This window comes from Microbacterium alkaliflavum (assembly GCF_044325405.1).
GTDB classification, from domain to species: Bacteria; Actinomycetota; Actinomycetes; order Actinomycetales; family Microbacteriaceae; genus Microbacterium; species Microbacterium alkaliflavum.
Genome location: NZ_JBIQWL010000001.1, coordinates 616,293 through 633,258, shown reverse-complemented (window position 1 = coordinate 633,258; position 16,966 = coordinate 616,293). Strand labels below are relative to the sequence as shown.

16 protein-coding genes and 1 tRNA gene are annotated in these 16,966 nt (G+C 69.3%); 6 read left to right on the top strand and 11 right to left on the bottom strand.

The window, feature by feature from the left end; translation table 11 throughout:
* Positions 1 to 2: 2 nt before the first annotated feature.
* The 3 genes from ACH3VR_RS02690 to ACH3VR_RS02680 all read left to right on the top strand — a co-directional run bounded on the left by ACH3VR_RS02690 (position 3) and on the right by ACH3VR_RS02680 (position 3,679).
* On the top strand, positions 3 to 1,250 hold the full coding sequence (locus ACH3VR_RS02690; protein WP_396639204.1) for a DUF58 domain-containing protein: 1,248 nt from the start codon (positions 3 to 5) through the stop codon (positions 1,248 to 1,250).
* The gene (locus ACH3VR_RS02685) at positions 1,237 to 3,537 is read left to right on the top strand and encodes a transglutaminase family protein (protein WP_396639203.1); all 2,301 of its coding nucleotides are present in this window, start codon (positions 1,237 to 1,239) and stop codon (positions 3,535 to 3,537) included. The genes ACH3VR_RS02690 and ACH3VR_RS02685 overlap by 14 nt, the downstream gene beginning before the upstream one ends.
* Positions 3,538 to 3,594: 57 nt before the next feature.
* Positions 3,595 to 3,679 (top strand) — tRNA-Ser (locus tag ACH3VR_RS02680).
* A 57-nt stretch (positions 3,680 to 3,736) separates the two neighbouring features.
* On the opposite strand, the gene ACH3VR_RS02675 is transcribed toward ACH3VR_RS02680, so the two are convergent.
* Together ACH3VR_RS02675 and ACH3VR_RS02670 are read right to left on the bottom strand one after the other, a co-directional pair.
* Positions 3,737 to 3,904, bottom strand: a complete 168-nt coding sequence (locus tag ACH3VR_RS02675; protein WP_396639202.1) for a hypothetical protein — start codon at positions 3,902 to 3,904, stop codon at positions 3,737 to 3,739.
* A gap of 142 nt (positions 3,905 to 4,046) precedes the next feature.
* Positions 4,047 to 4,580: an ABC transporter substrate-binding protein gene (locus ACH3VR_RS02670; RefSeq protein ID WP_396639201.1), complete on the bottom strand. Its 534-nt coding sequence runs from the start codon at positions 4,578 to 4,580 to the stop codon at positions 4,047 to 4,049.
* Between the two features lie 757 nt (positions 4,581 to 5,337).
* Here ACH3VR_RS02670 and ACH3VR_RS02665 point away from each other — a divergent pair.
* Positions 5,338 to 6,744: a serine/threonine-protein kinase gene (locus ACH3VR_RS02665; protein ID WP_396639200.1), complete on the top strand. Its 1,407-nt coding sequence runs from the start codon at positions 5,338 to 5,340 to the stop codon at positions 6,742 to 6,744.
* A gap of 262 nt (positions 6,745 to 7,006) precedes the next feature.
* Here the strand turns inward: ACH3VR_RS02665 and ACH3VR_RS02660 are convergent, their stop codons facing one another.
* Positions 7,007 to 8,410: an HNH endonuclease gene (locus ACH3VR_RS02660; RefSeq protein ID WP_396639199.1), complete on the bottom strand. Its 1,404-nt coding sequence runs from the start codon at positions 8,408 to 8,410 to the stop codon at positions 7,007 to 7,009.
* A 285-nt stretch (positions 8,411 to 8,695) separates the two neighbouring features.
* Here ACH3VR_RS02660 and ACH3VR_RS02655 point away from each other — a divergent pair, with 285 nt between their 5' ends.
* Positions 8,696 to 9,058, top strand: coding sequence for a PRC-barrel domain-containing protein (locus ACH3VR_RS02655; protein WP_396639198.1), 363 nt, complete (start codon positions 8,696 to 8,698; stop codon positions 9,056 to 9,058).
* A 189-nt stretch (positions 9,059 to 9,247) separates the two neighbouring features.
* On the opposite strand, the gene rhuM is transcribed toward ACH3VR_RS02655, so the two are convergent.
* The 4 genes from rhuM to ACH3VR_RS02635 all read right to left on the bottom strand — a co-directional run bounded on the left by rhuM (position 9,248) and on the right by ACH3VR_RS02635 (position 13,175).
* Positions 9,248 to 10,213, bottom strand: coding sequence for a RhuM family protein (rhuM, locus tag ACH3VR_RS02650; RefSeq protein WP_396639197.1), 966 nt, complete (start codon positions 10,211 to 10,213; stop codon positions 9,248 to 9,250).
* A gap of 196 nt (positions 10,214 to 10,409) precedes the next feature.
* Complete coding sequence (locus tag ACH3VR_RS02645) at positions 10,410 to 11,873, bottom strand: glutamate--cysteine ligase (protein ID WP_396639196.1); 1,464 nt, start codon at positions 11,871 to 11,873, stop codon at positions 10,410 to 10,412.
* Positions 11,874 to 11,922: 49 nt separating this feature from the next.
* Positions 11,923 to 12,789: a hypothetical protein gene (locus tag ACH3VR_RS02640; protein ID WP_396639195.1), complete on the bottom strand. Its 867-nt coding sequence runs from the start codon at positions 12,787 to 12,789 to the stop codon at positions 11,923 to 11,925.
* Between the two features lie 53 nt (positions 12,790 to 12,842).
* Positions 12,843 to 13,175 carry a DUF7882 family protein gene (locus ACH3VR_RS02635; RefSeq protein WP_396639194.1) on the bottom strand — a complete coding sequence of 111 codons (333 nt, stop codon included), beginning with the start codon at positions 13,173 to 13,175 and terminating at the stop codon, positions 12,843 to 12,845.
* A 344-nt stretch (positions 13,176 to 13,519) separates the two neighbouring features.
* Between ACH3VR_RS02635 and ACH3VR_RS02630 the strand changes: the two genes are divergently transcribed.
* Entirely contained in the window at positions 13,520 to 14,245 is a 726-nt protein-coding gene (locus tag ACH3VR_RS02630) for a GNAT family N-acetyltransferase (protein WP_396639193.1), read from the top strand.
* Positions 14,246 to 14,317: 72 nt separating this feature from the next.
* On the opposite strand, the gene ACH3VR_RS02625 is transcribed toward ACH3VR_RS02630, so the two are convergent.
* The 4 genes from ACH3VR_RS02625 to ACH3VR_RS02610 all read right to left on the bottom strand — a co-directional run bounded on the left by ACH3VR_RS02625 (position 14,318) and on the right by ACH3VR_RS02610 (position 16,934).
* Positions 14,318 to 15,070 (bottom strand): alpha/beta fold hydrolase, encoded by a 753-nt coding sequence (locus tag ACH3VR_RS02625; RefSeq protein ID WP_396639192.1) that lies wholly within the window; start codon positions 15,068 to 15,070, stop codon positions 14,318 to 14,320.
* A 152-nt stretch (positions 15,071 to 15,222) separates the two neighbouring features.
* Entirely contained in the window at positions 15,223 to 15,597 is a 375-nt protein-coding gene (locus ACH3VR_RS02620; protein WP_396639191.1) for a nitroreductase family deazaflavin-dependent oxidoreductase, read from the bottom strand.
* Between the two features lie 10 nt (positions 15,598 to 15,607).
* Positions 15,608 to 15,949: a DUF2200 domain-containing protein gene (locus tag ACH3VR_RS02615; protein WP_396639190.1), complete on the bottom strand. Its 342-nt coding sequence runs from the start codon at positions 15,947 to 15,949 to the stop codon at positions 15,608 to 15,610.
* Positions 15,950 to 15,980: 31 nt separating this feature from the next.
* The gene (locus tag ACH3VR_RS02610) at positions 15,981 to 16,934 is read right to left on the bottom strand and encodes a helix-turn-helix transcriptional regulator (RefSeq protein ID WP_396639189.1); all 954 of its coding nucleotides are present in this window, start codon (positions 16,932 to 16,934) and stop codon (positions 15,981 to 15,983) included.
* Positions 16,935 to 16,966 lie beyond the last annotated feature (32 nt).

The following is a 16,966-nucleotide window of genomic DNA, read 5'->3' as shown; positions in this document are numbered from 1 at the left end:
GAATGAGGCGCCTCTGGCCGTTCACCCCCCGCGGGACGGGGGCGCTCGTGCTGGCGGTCGTCTGCTTCGTCGTCGCCAACGAGGTCGGCGTCGTCGAACTCCTCTATTTCGGGATGCTGCTCATCGGCGTGCTCGTCGCGAGCCTCGTGTCGCTGCACCTCGTGCGCCGCTCCGACCGCGTCACCCGCTCGCTCTCCCCCGACGTCGGCACCGTCGGGCGCCCGACCACCGTCATCGCGCAGATCGGCGTTCGCTCCCCCTTGCCCACGGCCCCCGGGAGGTGGGAGGACACGCTGCCCAAGGGCGTGCGGGGTGGCGCGGGGGGCACCTTCCCGGCGCGCGGCTCGGGCCTGAGCGGTGCGGAGCGCACCGTCGAGCTCGAATACACCGTGACCGGGGTGCGGCGCGGCATCCATTCGATCGGCCCGCTCTCGGTGACCTCGACCGATCCGTTCGGCCTCGCACGCCGGCGGACGGTCTTCACCGACGACACGCGCATCACGATCGCGCCCGCGATCCTCGAGCTCTCCGCTCTGACGAACCTGCTCGGCGACGCGGGTGGCACGCTGCACACGCAGAACAACCAGCTCGGCCAGGGCGCCGACAACCTCGTGGCGCGCCCGTACGTGCCAGGCGACTCGATGCGGCGCATCCACTGGCGTGCGTCGGCCCACCGCGGCGACCTCATGGTGCGACAGGAGGAGCAGGAGTCGACGCCCGACGCCGTCGTCGTGCTCGACCGCGGCGTGCTGCGCTACACGGCCGAGGCGATGACCTCCACGGGTGCCGACCCCGGATTCGAGGCCGCCGTCACGGTCGCGATCTCGGTCATCTCGCGGCTCGTGCATGACGGCTACGCGACCGACGTCGTCGACTCGGACGGCACGCCGCTCGTCGACCGTCTCGACGGCGGCGACATGACCGAGGTCGAAGACGTGCGCACGCTGTTCGCCAACGTCATGGCGCGCCGCGACGACCACCTGCACCACCTGCCCAAGCTCTTCGCCGGCACGATGACGGGTCCCGTCGTGCTCATCACAGGTCGCTTCGACAAGGCCGACGCCGATGCCATCGCACCCGTCGTGCACCACAGCTCGCTGCCGATCCTCTTCGCCGTCTCGCCGACGCCGGAGGCGCTCGACCGCGCGCTCGACGTGGGCTGGCACGCGGCATCCATCGATCCCGACGCCGACATCGCGCACGCGTGGACCGGCGCCGTCGAGCGGGGGGTGAGCCGTGCCTACCGCTGAGCCCCGCCTCCGCGCCGAGCCGCGCGGCGAGGCCCGTCCCGAGGAGTCGCGCCGCCCGCCCGACCTGCCGTTGACGATCGGCTTGTTCGTCGCGGTGTTCGCGGCGCTGCTGCCTGTACTCGGAGTCATCGAGGCGGGGCCGTGGCTCGCGGGGGCGGTGCTCTTGACGGCGCTCATCCTCGCCGCGGGCTACATCGCGCGGCACAACCGCCTGCCCGCCGTGGCGGTGAGCCTCATCGAGCTCGCCGTGTGGGTGCTGACGCTCACGTTCTTCTTCTTCCGCGACACGGCGCTGCTGTGGCTCTTCCCGACACCCGAGACGTTCCGCGCGGTGCCCGACGCCCTGGCCGTCGCGGGCAACGACATCGCCCTGGGCGCCGCCCCCCTCACGGCGGGCAACGAACTCGCGTTCATGATCGTCGGCGCGACGGGGCTCCTCACGATCATCGTCGACCACGTCGTCTTGACGGCACGGATGCCGCTCCTCGCCGCCGTCGGACTCATCGCCGTCTCGCTCATCCCGGCGATCGCCGTGCCGCGCGGAGTGGAACTGCCCGGATTCATCCTGCTCGCGGCCGCGATCCTCTTCCTCATCCGCTCGGAGACGCGGTCGCGCGAGCCGAAGGTCCAGCGCGACGCATCCCGTGCCGCCGGCGTGCCCGCTACGGCGCTCGGAATCGGCGCGATCGCCGTCGTCGTCGCGATCGTCGCCGCACCGCTGCTCCCACAGCCTGCCGCCCAGCCGGGCGCGGGAGGCATCGGCACCGGGCCGGGAATCGACGTGTCGCTGCAGCTCGGCGACGACCTGCGGCGCCCGCGCGAGACCACCGCGCTCATCGTGCGCACCGACGAGCCGTCGCCGCCGTACCTGCGCGCCGCGACGCTATCGTCGTTCGACGGCTCGGTGTGGGAGCCCGACCGACTGCGCTCGGTGCCACTCACGAGCGACTTCGCCCTCAACGACGTGAGCGTCGGGACGGGCGTGCGAGTGACGGAGTACAAGACCGAGGTCGAGGTCAGGGAACTCGTGTCGCCGTGGCTGCCTGTCGCGTTCCCCGCCGTCGCGGTCAACGGGCTGCAGGGCGACTGGGAGGCCGTGCCGTACAACCGCACTGTCGTGTCGCGCACGAGCTCGAGCGCGGGTCAGAAGTACGAGGTCGTGACGCACGATCCCCGGCCGACCCTCGAGCAGATGCGCGCAGCGCACTCGGGCGGCCCCGAGATCCGCGACGACACGACGAAACTGCCCGACAATCTGCCCGCGATCATCCGCGACACGGCCGCGCAGGTGACGGAGGGAGCCGAATCCGACTACGACGCCCTCGCGATGCTGCAGCGCTGGTTCCGCAGTGGCGACTTCACGTACTCCCTCGAATCGCCCGTCGAGCAGGGTTTCGACGGCAGCGGCGCCGACGCGGTCGCCAAGTTCCTCGAGGTGAAGAAGGGCTACTGCGTGCACTTCGCGTCGGCCTTCGCACTCATGGCCAGGACGCTCGGGATGCCGTCGCGCATCGTCGTCGGCTACCTTCCCGGCACGGCCACCAACGATTCGGTCGACGGCGAGACCGTCTACGAGGTCATGAGCAGCCAGCTGCACGCATGGCCCGAGGTGTACTTCGACGGCATTGGCTGGATCCCGTTCGAGCCGACGACCGGCCTCGGCGTGCCCACGACGTTCGCGCCGGCATCCACGCTCAACGGCTCGGGCGACGATTCGAACGACGTGACCTCGACCCCTTCGCCGTCGTCGTCGTCGCAGCGCCCCGACGAGGGTCAGGACCCGGGCTCGGTCGACCAGTCGTCGGGCAGCCAGTCGACGACCGCCATCAACGCCCTCCCGACCGCCGCGATCGCGTTCGGCGTGCTCCTCGCCCTCGCGATCCCGGCGCTGCTGCAGTTCGCGCGCACGCGGCGACTGCTCGGGGCGGCTGCGACCGGCGACGCCGTCGCGGCGTGGGTGATCGTGCAGGATGCGGCGATCGACCTCGGCATCCCCGTGCCAGGCTCGGACTCTCCGCGCGTGCTGGGCCGAAGACTCATCGACGAGTTCGGCGCTCCCCTGGCCGAGACGACTCTGCTCGTGAGCGCGATCGAGCGCGCGAGCTATGCCGGCGGGCTCCCGTACACGCCCGTCGCGGGACTGTCGGAGGCGGCTGTGGCCGTGCGCTCGGCACTTTTCGTCGGGATGCCGTCGGCTCGGCGGGCGTTCGCCGTCATCGTGCCGCGGTCGCTCGTCGTGCGGCCCGGGTCGGTGTATGCGGGGGCCGGGGCACGGACGCGGTTCTGACCGGTTCGGTCGGGTGCCGCTCAGCAGGTAGGATGGCCTACGGCCCTTTGGGGCCACGGAGGATTCGCCTAGTGGCCTATGGCGCACGCTTGGAAAGCGTGTTGGGTGAAAGCCCTCGGGGGTTCGAATCCCCCATCCTCCGCACGGTGATGAGTCGCGACATAGGAGACATCTGAGTCGCGTCATGGGAGACATTTCGTCAGGGAGAGCTCGGCCATCGGCCGGGCTCTTTCTGCGTGTTGCGGCAGTAGGTGCGGGTGGGGTCGATCGTGTCGGTCGCGAGGATCTCGCCGGTGTCGAGCGGGATCACGGTGACGGTGTGTTCAGCGGTGAGGGCGAGGATCTCTCGGGCGATGAGTCTCTTCACGCAGGGGATGATCTCGCGTTTTGCTGGGTCCTTCGGCGGTGCGACGTTCGACGTAAGCGCGCCGACTTGACGGCGGACTCCGGCCCGGGATGTTGTGCGCATCCCGGGCCGGGTCGTCGCTACGCGTCGTTGAATGGGCCGATCACAGTCCCAGTCCGGTGAGGAGACGGTTCAGCAGCGCGCCGATTCCATTCAGCGGGCCGCTGTTGTCGAGAAGTCCGGCGACCGCGCAGAGAAGGTTGCCGAGGAGGTTGCCCGCGCCGGGAACGGCGGTGATGTCGAGTTGGACTTCGTTGAGGTCGACGACCAGTCCGAGCAGGTCGAGGTGCAGCGGGCCGAGGTCCAGGTTGAGGATAGAACACGATCCGCCGACTGCGAGGTTGTCGATGGTTGTGGTGAAGGGTGTCGCGGCGATGGGTACGCCGTTCAGGACTCCTTGGATGGTTCCGGTCAACTGGAGAACGCCGTCGACGGTGCGGACGGTGAGATCACTGATCTGTCCGACGAAGCCAGTTCCTGTCACGGGCAACGCCGTGGGAGCGGCGGGCGCTTGCGCCACCGCGGCCGGCGACGTCGTCGGCGGTGCGGCGTTGGCTGCCATGGCGGGCAGCACACCCAACGTGGTTGAAAGGGCGAGGGCGACTCCTGCGCTGGCGAGTTTGCTCCTGCGCAACATGGTTTGCACTTCCTTTCATCGCGTCTCGCGGCAGGGTGCTGCGAGCCGAAGTGTCCACGGTAGATCGATTGCGAGGAACGAAGCTTCCGGGTTCAATTCAGGGCATCGCGGCGCTATGATCACGCTCCGGCGAATGCCCTCCCCTGCTTGGTGTGTGCGGTCACGGGGTGCGAATGTCGTTGGGACTCCGTTCCCACGACCGCGCCTCCTCCGGGAAATCCAGCCGTTCGCTCGATGCTCGCCCACGCGGGTGCGGCTGAGCACGTTCGGCGCTGACCGCAAAGGGGTTCAGGTGCACGAGGGCGCGATCCTCGATATGAATCGGCGTCGCCGACCCTCCGCAGTGGATGGTGCCCACATCGCTCACCCCAAATGCTCGCCCCATACGGTGGATGAGATTCTTCTCACCCCGCGACCCCTGCCGCGGCGCAGCCTGGGCGGTCCCTCGCTCGCGGGATTCGCCACGCGAGCGAGGGGCCTGGGCGAGGGCGTCAGCCGTCACGGACTAGGGGAATCACCCGCGGGGGTTCGGGCCACCACTGTTCAAAAGCGGAGCGCAACGACGCGCACGATCGCTTGCCGCCCAAGCTAGAGGAACGCGTACGAGGCGAGCGTGGGGTGGACACCGCGGCGCGTATGCGCTATCCCGCCCGGCTCGGTCTGGGGCTGTCAAGTCCCCCCCGATATTCGGGCGCCGGGGTTAGGTTTCCGAGATGAACGACGCGTTGCCGCACTTGGGGCGGAGAGGACGAACAGCGTGACTCAGGGCACCGATCAGCCTGACACCGCCGCCTTGCTCGATGGCCGCTACCACCTTCACGAACGCCTCGGCGTGGGCGGGATGGCGGAGGTCTTCCGAGCTGACGACGCCATGCTCGGCCGCACCGTTGCCATCAAGATGCTCCGGTCGGAAAGCGACGCGCTGGCCGCACCAGTTCGCGCTCAACGTGAAGTCAGCGCACTTTCACGCATGACGCATCCGTCCCTGGTGACCCTGCTCGAGGCGCAGATCGAGACGAATCGCGCGCGCTACCTGGTGATGGAGTTCGTCGATGGCCCCACTCTTGCCCAGCGGCTGCATGAAGGACCACTGCCGCTGGCACAAGCCCGCCACCTTGCGATCGAGCTCGCCTCCGGATTGAACGCCGTTCACGAGGCCGGCCTCGTTCATCGCGACGTCAAGCCGTCGAACATCCTGCTCGCACAGGCGTCCGGAGTTTCGGCCCACTTCCACGTGAAGCTCGCTGACTTCGGCTTGGCACAGCTCGCCAGCACGGCGGCCGTGACCACGCCCGGCCTGGTGATGGGCACCGCCGAGTACCTCGCGCCCGAGCAGGTGCGCGGCGAGGCGTGCAGCCCCGCCTCCGACATCTACGCTTTCGGGCTCGTGCTGCTGGAGTCGATCACGGGCGAGCGAGCGTTTCCGCACGCCTCCGGCATCGGCGCCGTCATTGTCAGGCTCATCGAGTCTCCCGAGATCCCTGCCTCCCTCGACCCGCAGTGGACAAACCTGTTGCGAAGGATGCTGGCGACCGACCCAGCGCAACGCCCCACCGCCCTCCAACTCGTCCACACCCTCACGTCGCTACCGGCTACAGACGCCAGCCACCCCAGCTCCGAACTCGCCCACACCCCGGAGGTCCTGCGATCCGCGACGGAAACGGATCTCGCGCGCTCTCGACCCCTGGTAGGCGACGCTCGGGTGCGTCCGGTCCGCCACGGTCGAGCGTGGCGCTTGCCACGTCCACTGCTCGCGATCGTCTCGGTGGCGGCAGCCGTTGTGCTCTGCTCATCCGCGATTTTGACTAATCTCGCACTCCCACCCGATGGCTCAGCGTCAGCCGACGTGCCGACCAGCCAGCGGGGAGTGCCAGGAACTCTGCCCGGCGCGGCAACCATCGACGCGGTAGTCCAGTCGGAAACGATCGACACCGTCGATGCGCCAGTTCCGCCGACCACGGATTCGGTCACCCCCGGATCGCCCGGGACGCAGGGAATCCACCCCCCGGCCCACGAAGACAAGGGCGCGCAACAGGACGCTCACAGCACACAGAAGCAAGCCGACCAGGCCGCGCGACAAGCGGAGAAGGACGCAGCGAGCCAGCAGCGTGACGCCGACAAGGCCGCTCGCCAGGCGGATCGTGGAGCCAAGAAGAATGGCTGAGCCAGGTCAGCGCCCCCAACTTGGGTGGCACAGTTAAGGCACATTCACTCGCGACGTGCCGTGAATCCTGAGGCCGATTTCTGCAGGTCGGGCATCCGGCGGCATTCCGAAATCCGCGGAATCACCGGAAAGGAGCCGGGTCATTCGCCCGGGAAGACGAGAGTTCGAATCCCGCATCCTCCGCCAAATGTTCTTTGGGTACTGCTCTTCGGCCTCGCACACAGATGCGACGTTGCCGACCCATCCCTCTACTCCGCCGCCCTCAGGCGGTGAGGGTGAAGTCGTAGCGGGCGCGGCCGCCGAGGCGGGGGGTTCGGGTGGGGTCGACGTGGGTGGGTGGGATGAACCAGACTTTCGCGGTCACGCCGGCGCCGTCGATGTGGATGTCCCAGTCTTCGTCGTGGACGCGGTGGTGGCAGCGGGTGCAGAGCAGGATGCCGTTGTCAAGGTCGGTGGGTCCGGTGTCCCGGTCCCACCATTTCAGGTGGTGGACCTGGGTCATCCCGGGTGGCAGGCCGCAGCCGGCGCAGCCGCCGTCGCGTTCGGTGAGGGCGAGTTTCTGGGCCCGGGTGAACAGGCGTTTGGATCGTCCGTAGTCGAGGATGTCGCTGTCTCCACCGAGGACGAGGGGGATGATGTGCGCGTCGGCGGCCATCCGCCGCACCGTGGCGACCGAGACGGGCTGGGCGATGCCGTCGATGGTGCCGTACCCGCTCCCCGTTTCGAGCTGTTCCAGTCCGATCCGGACGATGATGGTGGCGCCGCCGGTGGGGATGTCGGCGTGGTCGCAGTCCAGGACGTGCCGGCACAAGGTGGCCAGCGCGTCGGCCTGCAACTGCGGGATCGTCCGCCGGTCGTCGTCGCCGATCGGGCCGCTTCGGTCGCCGGTTGCGCCGGTTCGCTGATCGTGCCGCCGGCGGAGCTGTTCGCCGACGAGCGCGTCGATGGCGGTTTTGACGGGTGCGCCGCGTTCCGGGTCCAGGCGCGCGTCGATGACGATCGACCCGTCCTGCTCTTCCCGGATGTGCAGGTAGGCGGCCGCGCGGAGGTCGTCCTCATGCGGGGCGACGCCGTCGGGGTTCAGCCAGGCTTCGGCGCGGGTGAGGATCTTGCGCAGCTGATCCATTCCCAGCCCGTGCGCCTGCGCGACCAGCACCCGCTCCGCCTCCCGCAGCGCCTCCCGCAGCGCCTCCCCATCCGCGCGGTACGCGACCCGGTCCAGCAGCGCGACGATCGCCGCCGCCGCCGCCACGCTGAGCCGCCCACCGGACAAGCCGGCCGCGACCTCGGGATGCTTGGGTGGCGCCTGGGCGCCGGTGAGGGTCATCCGGGGCGCGGTGGCCTCCCCGACGGCGACCAGCCGGGCCGCGTCCCCCACGTTCGCGCCCGTCGCGGCGGCGATCATCGACGTCGGGGTGCGGTATCCCTGCTGCTTGGCCAGCCCCGCACTGCCCAGCTCCACCCGGGACGCCCGCGCGATCTCCGCGGCGATGGTGGCGTGCATCGCGTCCACATGCCGCCGCAGCACTCCCATCGCCGTGTTCAGCACCGCTAGCGGCGCACCCTCCACCCCATCCGCGGAGGCGACTCCGCCGACATGCGCGGCATCCCACGCCGTGCGGGCGGCCGCGAGTGCGGCTTCCACACCGGCGAAAGGATCTGTCATGCCACTATAGTACATACGTTCGAACCAAGTGTCTAGTATCAATCTTCGATTACCCACCCAATCAGGGCCGAAATCTCGGGACTGCCGCATTAGCGGGCTCACGCACCGTCGATCGATCATCGTATCTTTGTTCTATCCGCCGCTCTCGGGCATCTCGCCCATTACGCCACTTCAGTCGATATCGCCAGGGGGTCCCCGGAGGTTCGACCGCTTCCTAGCGTGGATGTCAGGGCGACCAATCCGGCCGCCGTTCGAATCCCTCGCAGGAACACGAAGGAGAGAGGCATGTCCTCAACTTGGGACGCCTGGGACTACCGTGAGTCGGCCGACCGGGGACCCGGATCGCGCGATGTGGTGGGCTACCACGTGCACGCCACCGACGGCGACATCGGCAAGATCGATGAAGCCAGCAACGAGGCGGGCAACAGCCGCCTGGTCGTCGACACCGGACCGTGGATCTTCGGCCGGAAGGTGATCCTCCCCGCCGGCACCGTGCAGCGGGTCGACGACGAAGACCAGAAGGTCTACGTCGACCTGACGAAGGATCAGATCAAGGACTCCCCGGAGTGGGACAAGAACAATGCGGAGACGGATGACGCCTACCGCGGCCGACTCGACTCCTACTACGGCGATCAGTACCGGTCATAAGCCGATCGGAGGGATGGGTGCTCAGCCCCGGCTGGGCACCCATCGCTTTGCGGTCGGCGGCCTCGCGAGTTGTTGCAGAATCTGCAACAACTGCCTGCAGGTCCCCTTCGAGGACGACAAGACCGCAAGAATCTCCGGTCGACCCGGAGACGACGACTGATCGTCAGCCTCTGGGCTTGGGCGAAACGCTCAAGACGGGTCGTCGGCGAGCGTCGGCTCCTCGGAGAGCATGCCGACGATCAACGCGATCATCAGGTGCTTCTCCTTCGGGTCGCTCATCGCGACCATGAGGGTGATCGCTGCGAGCGCGTTGTTCGAGATCCGCGGGACGCCGTGTGCGTCATCCAGCGCCCTGTTGCGCACGAGGAAGTGGGCGAAGAGCGCCGCAGCGCTGCGCTTGTTGCCGTCGGTCAGCGGGTGGTCCTTGACGACGAGGTAGAGCAGGTTCGCGGCCTTCTCCTGCACAGTCGGATAGAGCTCCTCTCCCCCGAACCCCTGGTAGATCGCGTCGATGATGCCGTCCAGGGCATCGCCTCGTTCACCGCCGAAGAGCGCGTCCTGCGGGAACGCGGCGGCGACCTGATCGATGACCGCTCGAGCCCCGTCATACGTGAGGAACCATGTGGGGCTGTCGCCCTCACCGGCTGGGATCTCGCCTTCGTCGTACGCGCGCAGGATGCGGAGACTGGGGAGATAGTTCGCGACGACCCTCGCGACGTTGGCGATCAGTTCATCGCTGGACTGGGAAAGCTCCTGCACGATCGATCTCTGCTGCGCGAGTCGTCGCTCGTTGAGAGCAACGCCCTCGATCAGGTACTGGCGCAGCACCTGCGTCGCCCAGCGACGGAAACTCACGCCCTCGGGCGACTTCACGCGGTATCCGACCGAGATGGCGACATCCAGGTTGTAGTGCGCGACCTGGTAGGTCTTGCCGTCGGCAGCAGTTGTTGCAAAATCTGCAACAGCTGCCTCGCGCTCCAGTTCACCGTCGTCGAAGACGTTGCGCAGGTGCCTCGAGATCGTCGACTTGTCGCGACCGAACAGCTCGACGAGCTGGTCGGCCGACAGCCACACGGTCTCGGCGTCGGCGCGCACGGCCAGCTCGAACTCGCCGCTCGCCGATCGGTAGAGCTCGACACCCTGGGCTTCCGGCACTCGTCGCCTCCCGCTGCGTATGGGGACGGAGGCGATCGGGCCGCCTCGCCAACACGATCAGGCTATGTCGGCTCGCGGAGGTCGGGCAGATCACGCGCCGGGCGACCGTGTGGTCCGGGATGCCTCGACCCGTGTTCCACACAGGGGAAGCGCGCGAGTCGAACGAGGTCGAGCGCGGAACCTCCGGCGTGGCCGGTCAGCTCCAGGTGTGCACAGGCTCGTTCGTGTGCATGGCCTCGCGATACTCGAGCAGCGTCGCCCGCAGCGCGTCATACCGGTCCATCCCGGCCCGGCCGTGCATCCGGTCCACGAACCAGCCGGCGCCCGTCACGCCCGACAGGCAGCGCCCCTCGATGATGCCGAGCAGGCGATCACGAACCGACGCGTCGACCCCCCACTTCTCGAGCCCCACGTGCGCCATCGGCAGCAGGCGCCGCAGCACGAGCTCGGTCGCGGGCACTTGACCGACGCCAGGCCAATAGAGCTGGGCGTCGATGCCGTCGCGGGCGGCGGTGTGGAAGTTCTCCTCGGCGGCCGTGAACGACAGCTGCGACCAGAGAGGCCGGTCGTTCTCGGCGATCGCCCGCACGAGCCCGAAGTAGAACGCCGCATTGGCCATGATGTCGACGACGGTGGGGCCCGCGGCAAGCAGCCGGTTCTCGACCCGCAGGTGCGGCACGCCGCCGGCGACGTCGTAGATCGGCCGGTTCCAGCGGTAGATCGTGCCGTTGTGCAGGCGCAGCTCCGCGAGGGACGGGATGCCGCCTGACTCGAGCACTTCCATCGGGTCGTCGTCGTGCACGATCGGCAGCAGCGCCGGGAAGTAGCGGACGTTCTCCTCGAACAGGTCGAACACCGACGTGATCCAGCGCTCGCCGAACCACACCCGCGGCCGCACCCCCTGCACTTTGAGCTCCTCGCTGCGCGTATCGGTCGCCTGTTCGAACAGCGGGATGCGCGTCTCGCGCCACAGCTCCTTGCCCAGCAGATACGGCGAGTTCGACGAGACCGCCAGCTGCACGCCCGCGATCGCCTGGGAGGCGTTCCAGTACGCCGCGAACGAGTCCGGCGACGTCTGCACGTGCAGCTGCGTGCTCGTGCACGCGGCCTCGGGAAGGATCGAGTCGGCGGTGGTCCGCAGTCGCTCGGGCCCGTCGATCGAGATCGCGATGTCCTCGCCGCGCGCGTTCAGGATCTGCTCGCTGAGCAGCCGGTAGCGCGGATTCGCGCTGATGCTGTCGGGGCGCAGATGCCCCTCGGCGAGGGTTGGCAGGATGCCGATCATCACGAGGTGCGCGCCGACAGTCGACGACCGCAGCTCGGCATTGTTGAGGCTGCGCCGCAGCCCCTCCTCGAAGGTCGTGAGCCCCCCTTGCCGCGGCCGGGCGGGTGGCACGTTGATCTCGATGTTGAACTGGCCGAGCTCGGTCTGGAACGCGGCATCCGCGATCGCCTCGAGCGCCTGCGCATTGCGCAGCGCGGGGTCGCCCTTCTCGTCGACGAGGTTCAACTCGACTTCGAGCCCCGTCAGCGGGTCGTCGGTGTCGAAGTGCGCTTCACGCAGCATGCGCGCGAACACATCGAGATTGCGCCGGACCTTCTCGCGATGCCGCGTGCGATCGGCGCGCGTGAACTCCAGTGCCGGGACGTCCTCCCCCATGGCGCAAACACTAGCGAGCAGCTCCCCCGCCATCCAGAGAGTGGATGCTTCAGCGCCGGCGTTCGCTCCATTGCGCGGGCTCCGGCATCCGGGATGCCGCCTGCTCCTCCCCCTCGGAGATGAGCGTCGCGAGCCGCAGGCGGGCGAGAACCTCGGTGCGCACGCGGCGCACGCGGGCCTCGTTCCGCTGCAGCGCCTCATGGCCGGCGGTGGACCACCACCGGTCGAGCGCGTCGTAGACCTCGGCCGCATCCTGCTGATCGACGAGGTCGCCAGTGAGCCGGGCGATGCCCGTCTGGCGCCCCGAGCGATCGGCGCGGAAGGCGTGGAACCAGAGGATGAGCGCCGCGACGCCCGCGCACGCGAGCAGCGTGAGGCCGGACGACGCCGCGAGGGACGGGTCGGCCGCGCCCCAACGGAAGACCACGACGTACGCCGCGGCCAGGAGCCACAGCATCCCGAATATGAGGTGGATCACGGCCGGAGCGCGCGAGCCCCACAGCGATCCGTTCGCGCGGCGCGGTTCGAGCCACCAGAACAGCGCCACCGAGACCGCCGCGCACAGGCCCGAGGACAGCATCCCGCTCTCCAGCGAAACTCGCGTCGTGAGCGCGAGCGCCACGGCGACTGCGCCGAGGAGGAACGCGAGACCGAGCAGCCAGCGGTGCAGCGAGGTCGACGTGCGCACTCTCGCGGCGATGGGGTCGCGACGCTCGTTCGCGGCCCGCACGGCCGCGGCACGCGTGCGCTCGTGGTCGGCGAGCACGCGGGCGTCGGAGGCGAGCACGGCGACCCGCCAGGCGTCCTCGATTGCGGCCCGGCTGTCGCGGTAGTCCGCGTCGAAGAGGATCAGGTCGATGCGGCCGAGCGCGCGGTCGTCGAGTCCCGTGACGGAGTCGTGTCCGGATCCGGCCATCGCACCCCCTCACCGTGAGGATCCGCGTCTACACCCCAGGGTAGGACGGCACGTCAGACCGCGTCAGGCGTCGGCTCCGACTCGGACTCGGTCATGTCGCTCGCGTGGAGCACGATACCCCTGCGGGTGGACGCGTCGGCGAGCTTCTGCAGCCACGTGGCGTCCAGCGGCTCTCCTTCGGGCTCGTCGAAGACGAAGCGCATCGGGATGGCGGGCTGCACGCGGATGGTCGTGCTCCCCCACATCTCGGCGGCGGGATGAGGCCAGGTGATCGTGAAGCTCTCGTTGCGCCGCAGCTTGGCGGAGATCACCACCTTGAGATGCGCGAGCAGGCGATCCGGCATCCACACCGGGGTGGCGACGACGCCGTAATAGAGGTTTCCCATGCTTCTTCCCGCGGCGCGCAGGCGACCCCCGACCTGCGCACGGCCATTGTTTGTGGACGCCCGCCGAGCGCTGCGAGTCGGCAGCGGAAGTCCCCCCAAGCGGCGGGCGTCCTCGATCGGTCGCAGCGTCTGTTCCGACCCCGCAGGTCAACCGATATAGGGATTCTATCGCGGCCCTATACCGTTTCTAAAGATGTGGAGCGGTTTCCCAGGGAGGCGCCGTCAGCCGTCGGCCGCCCACGACAAGCCCGGCGACAAAGGGGCCCCCGCGGGGGCCGAGGCGTGTTGCGCGGGGTGACGCGGCTGCGACCTCGAGTGGTGGTCGCGGGTCGAAGATGGAAGACGTGCCCGAGACCGCAGCATCCCTCACCCTCGACAGCCCCCACGCGGACGCCACCGTGCTCGACAACGCCGCGTGGCACGCGCTGACGGGCCCGCACGCGCGCTTCGCGATCGGCGGCGAGCTCGTGCGCCGCTATCCGGAAGACGTCGCCCCGTTCGTCGCGGTGCGCTCGTGGGACGACCCGGACGTCTGGGACGCTCTCATCGATCTCGTCGGTCCGGACGCCGAGATCGGCCTGTCGGCCTTCGACGGCGCGCTCCCCCGCGGCTGGGAGGTCATCGGCCAGGGCGAGGGCGTGCAGCTCGTCGAGACCGATGCCCTCGAGACTCGGCCCTACGACGAGGCCGTCGAGCTGGGCGCGGATGACGCCGCCGAGATGCTCGCGATCGTCGAACGCAATCAGCCCGGTCCGTTCCGGCCCCGGACGTACGAACTCGGCCGGTATATCGGCATCCGCCGCGGCGGCCGACTTGTCGCGATGGCCGGCGAGCGCCTGCACCCGCAGGGCTGGACCGAGATCAGCGCCGTCGCGACCGACGAAGACCACCGCCGGCAGGGACTCGCGTCGCGGCTCGTGCTCGATGTGGCCTTCCACATCCAGCAGCGTGGCGACCGCGCCCTGCTGCACGCCGCCGCAACCAACACGGGCGCGATCGCCGCTTACGAGCGGCTCGGCTTCGCGCTTCGGCGGCGCACGGTCTTCTCGGCGGTCCGCACTCCCGCGTAGCCGGGGTCTTCACCCCGCGTCCGCGCCGCTCCCCGGCATCCGATTCGGGATGCCGGGGAGCGGGGTGGTCGGTCAGTTGACCGGGGCGACCTCCGACGTCACTGCGGCGACCGCCGCGTGGATCGCGTCGAGGGTCGCCTGCGGCTGCGAGACCATCGAGACGTGCGAGCCCTCGACCTCGGTGATCGTCGAGCCGGCGCGCTCGGCCATGCGGCGCTGCGTGTCGATCGGGATCGTCAGGTCGAGCGTTCCCAGCACTGCCCAGCTCGGGATCGTCTTCCAGGCCGGCTCCCCGGACGGCGTGACGTTGGCGATGAGGGATGCCGGGCGCTGCGTCGCCGCGATGAGCCACCGGTCGGCTTCGGGGAGATCCTGGGCGAAGGCGGTGTGCACGGTCTCGGGCTTGAGGAAGGCGTCGAAGACCCCCTCCGGCGCTCCGGGATACGCGGCGAAGTCGAGCACGGTCGTCGGGTCGGCGACATCGAGCGCTGAGCCGGACCCGGCGAGGATGCCGACGATCGTCTCGCCCTCGTCGGGGAGGAACGCGTCGACGTAGACGAGCGCACGCACGTCGCCGCCCTTCGCGCCCGCGTTGGTGATGACGGCGCCGCCGTAGGAGTGGCCGACGAGCACGACGGGACCCGACGTGCGCTGCGCGAGGAACGATGCGATGTACGCGGCATCCCCTTCCAGTCCGCGCAGTTCGTTCGGCGGGGCGAGCACCGTGAATCCCTCTGCCTGGAGCTGCGGGATGACGGCGTTCCAGCTCGCCGCGTCGGCCCACGCTCCGTGGACGAGGACGATGGTGGGTTTGGTGTCCGGCATTCGACTTCCGATCTTTCGCGCCGCGTCGTCGCGGCAACCGATGGGGTGCGCGTCCCGAGTGCTGTGCCGGACGCAGTCCACACATTAGGAGCGCTCCCACGGTGCGCGGGAGTGCGTTTACAAAGAATTCACACGGTCCCTCGCGCCGAGATTCACGCTATCCGGAGCACGATGGCGCCCGGCATCCGTCTGACGACGAAGCGCACGAAGGGCCGGGCCAGTTCCGTCGCCTCCGGCGAATCGACGATCCGAGGGTCGGTTGTCCGGATGGTGCGTCCCTTCCACGTGAGGTCGGCGCCTCGCGCAGCGACGACGTTGCGCGCCCAATTCGTGTTCGTCCCCCACGGCAGGCCGATGAGCACGATGCTCTTGTCCGCAGTCGGGATGACCGCGATCGGCGTCGCGTACTCCGTGCCGCTGCGGCGGCCGTGGTGGTGGATGACGGCCCACAACGGGAACCAGCGGCGCCCCGCCAGCGCGCGCGCGACGGGTTCAAAGGCGCGCTGGGCGGCGGGTCGCTCGGCCATCACGCCGCCGTCACGCTCGAAGGATCTTCTGCATCGGGCGGCCCTTCGCGAGCTCGTCGACGAGCTTGTCGAGGTAGCGGATCTTCTGCATGAGCGGGTCTTCGATCTGCTCGACGCGCATGCCGCAGACGACGCCCGTGATGAGCGTCGCGTTGGGGTTCAGGTCGGCGTCGGCGAAGAAGTCCTCGAAGGTCGTGTGCTCGTCGAGATGCTGCTGGAGTTCGGCGTCGTCGAAGCCCGTCAGCCACTCGATGACCTCGTCGAGCTCGGCGGTCGTGCGGCCCTTCTTCTCCACCTTCGTCACATAGTGCGGGTAGACCGAGGCGAAGCTCGTCGTGAAGATCCTGTGCACCTGGCCAGCGTACGTATGCGCCGCTTCGATGTCACCCGGCCGCGGCGCGCGCGTACCGCGCTGCGAGGTGTGCGAGGTTGTCGCGCAGCTCGGCCGGCGACTCCACCGTGAAGTCGATGCCGAGCATCCCGATGTAGACCGCGATGGTCTCGAGCGAGTCGGCTCCCGTGACGAGCACCGACTCGTGCTCGCCGATCGCCTCGACGACGCCGACCGCCGGGTTGATGCGCTCGAGCACCGCGTCCGCGGCCGCGGCGATGCGGAGACGGGCGTGCACGTTCCAGCCGCTCGCCGCCGCCGTGCGCATCGTGAAGGCGGTGTAGTCGCCGCCCGGCACGAGCCGCGGTGAGAAGGCGCGATGCGTGCGCATGCGCGGATGCAGGCGGTCGACCCGGAACACGTCCCACTCCCCCGAGTCCGGGTCGCGCGCGACGAGGTACCACCGCCGATGCCAGGCCAGCAGGCGATACGGCTCGACGAGCCGCGGCACCTCGTCGTAGTCGAACCGCAGCCATTCGACGGCGCGGATCGCCGTCGCGACGGCCTGGAGCACGACGGGATCGACCTCGGGATCGGGCGCATCGGTGCCGGTGTTCTCGGGCGCGTGGTCGATGACCGTGGCGAGCGCCTCGACGGTGGGGCGCAACCGGCTCGGCAGCACCTGCTCGAGTTTGCCGAGCGCGCGCCCCGCGGCTTCCGAGACGCCGGAGACGGATGCCGCGGAGCGGAGGCCGATCGCCACCGCGACGGCTTCCTCGTCGTCGAGCAGCAGCGGCGGCAGGCGCCCACCCGCGCCGAGCCGATAGCCGCCGATCGAGCCGCGCACGGAGTCGACGGGATAGTCGAGGTCGCGCAGCCTCTCGATGTCGTTGCGGATCGTGCGGGTCGTGACGCCGAGGCGCTCGGCGAGCTCGGGGCCCGACCAGGTCGGACGCGATTGGAGGAGGCCGAGGAGGGCCAGCAGCCGCCCCGCGGTGTCCGTCATCGGATTCCGCTCATCAGGAACGATCCTTTCCG

What these genes read in the sequence shown, in the direction of transcription:
- ACH3VR_RS02620 (WP_396639191.1), bottom strand. Translation starts at nt 15,597, where the DNA reads ATGGCCGAGCGACCCGCCGCCCAGCGCGCCTTTGAACCCGTCGCGCGC.
- ACH3VR_RS02625 (WP_396639192.1), bottom strand. Translation starts at nt 15,070, where the DNA reads ATGCCGGACACCAAACCCACCATCGTCCTCGTCCACGGAGCGTGGGCC.
- ACH3VR_RS02690 (WP_396639204.1), top strand. Translation starts at nt 3, where the DNA reads ATGAGGCGCCTCTGGCCGTTCACCCCCCGCGGGACGGGGGCGCTCGTG.
- ACH3VR_RS02670 (WP_396639201.1), bottom strand. Translation starts at nt 4,580, where the DNA reads ATGTTGCGCAGGAGCAAACTCGCCAGCGCAGGAGTCGCCCTCGCCCTT.
- ACH3VR_RS02655 (WP_396639198.1), top strand. Translation starts at nt 8,696, where the DNA reads ATGTCCTCAACTTGGGACGCCTGGGACTACCGTGAGTCGGCCGACCGG.
- ACH3VR_RS02645 (WP_396639196.1), bottom strand. Translation starts at nt 11,873, where the DNA reads ATGGGGGAGGACGTCCCGGCACTGGAGTTCACGCGCGCCGATCGCACG.
- ACH3VR_RS02640 (WP_396639195.1), bottom strand. Translation starts at nt 12,789, where the DNA reads ATGGCCGGATCCGGACACGACTCCGTCACGGGACTCGACGACCGCGCG.
- ACH3VR_RS02635 (WP_396639194.1), bottom strand. Translation starts at nt 13,175, where the DNA reads ATGGGAAACCTCTATTACGGCGTCGTCGCCACCCCGGTGTGGATGCCG.
- ACH3VR_RS02610 (WP_396639189.1), bottom strand. Translation starts at nt 16,934, where the DNA reads ATGACGGACACCGCGGGGCGGCTGCTGGCCCTCCTCGGCCTCCTCCAA.
- ACH3VR_RS02660 (WP_396639199.1), bottom strand. Translation starts at nt 8,410, where the DNA reads ATGACAGATCCTTTCGCCGGTGTGGAAGCCGCACTCGCGGCCGCCCGC.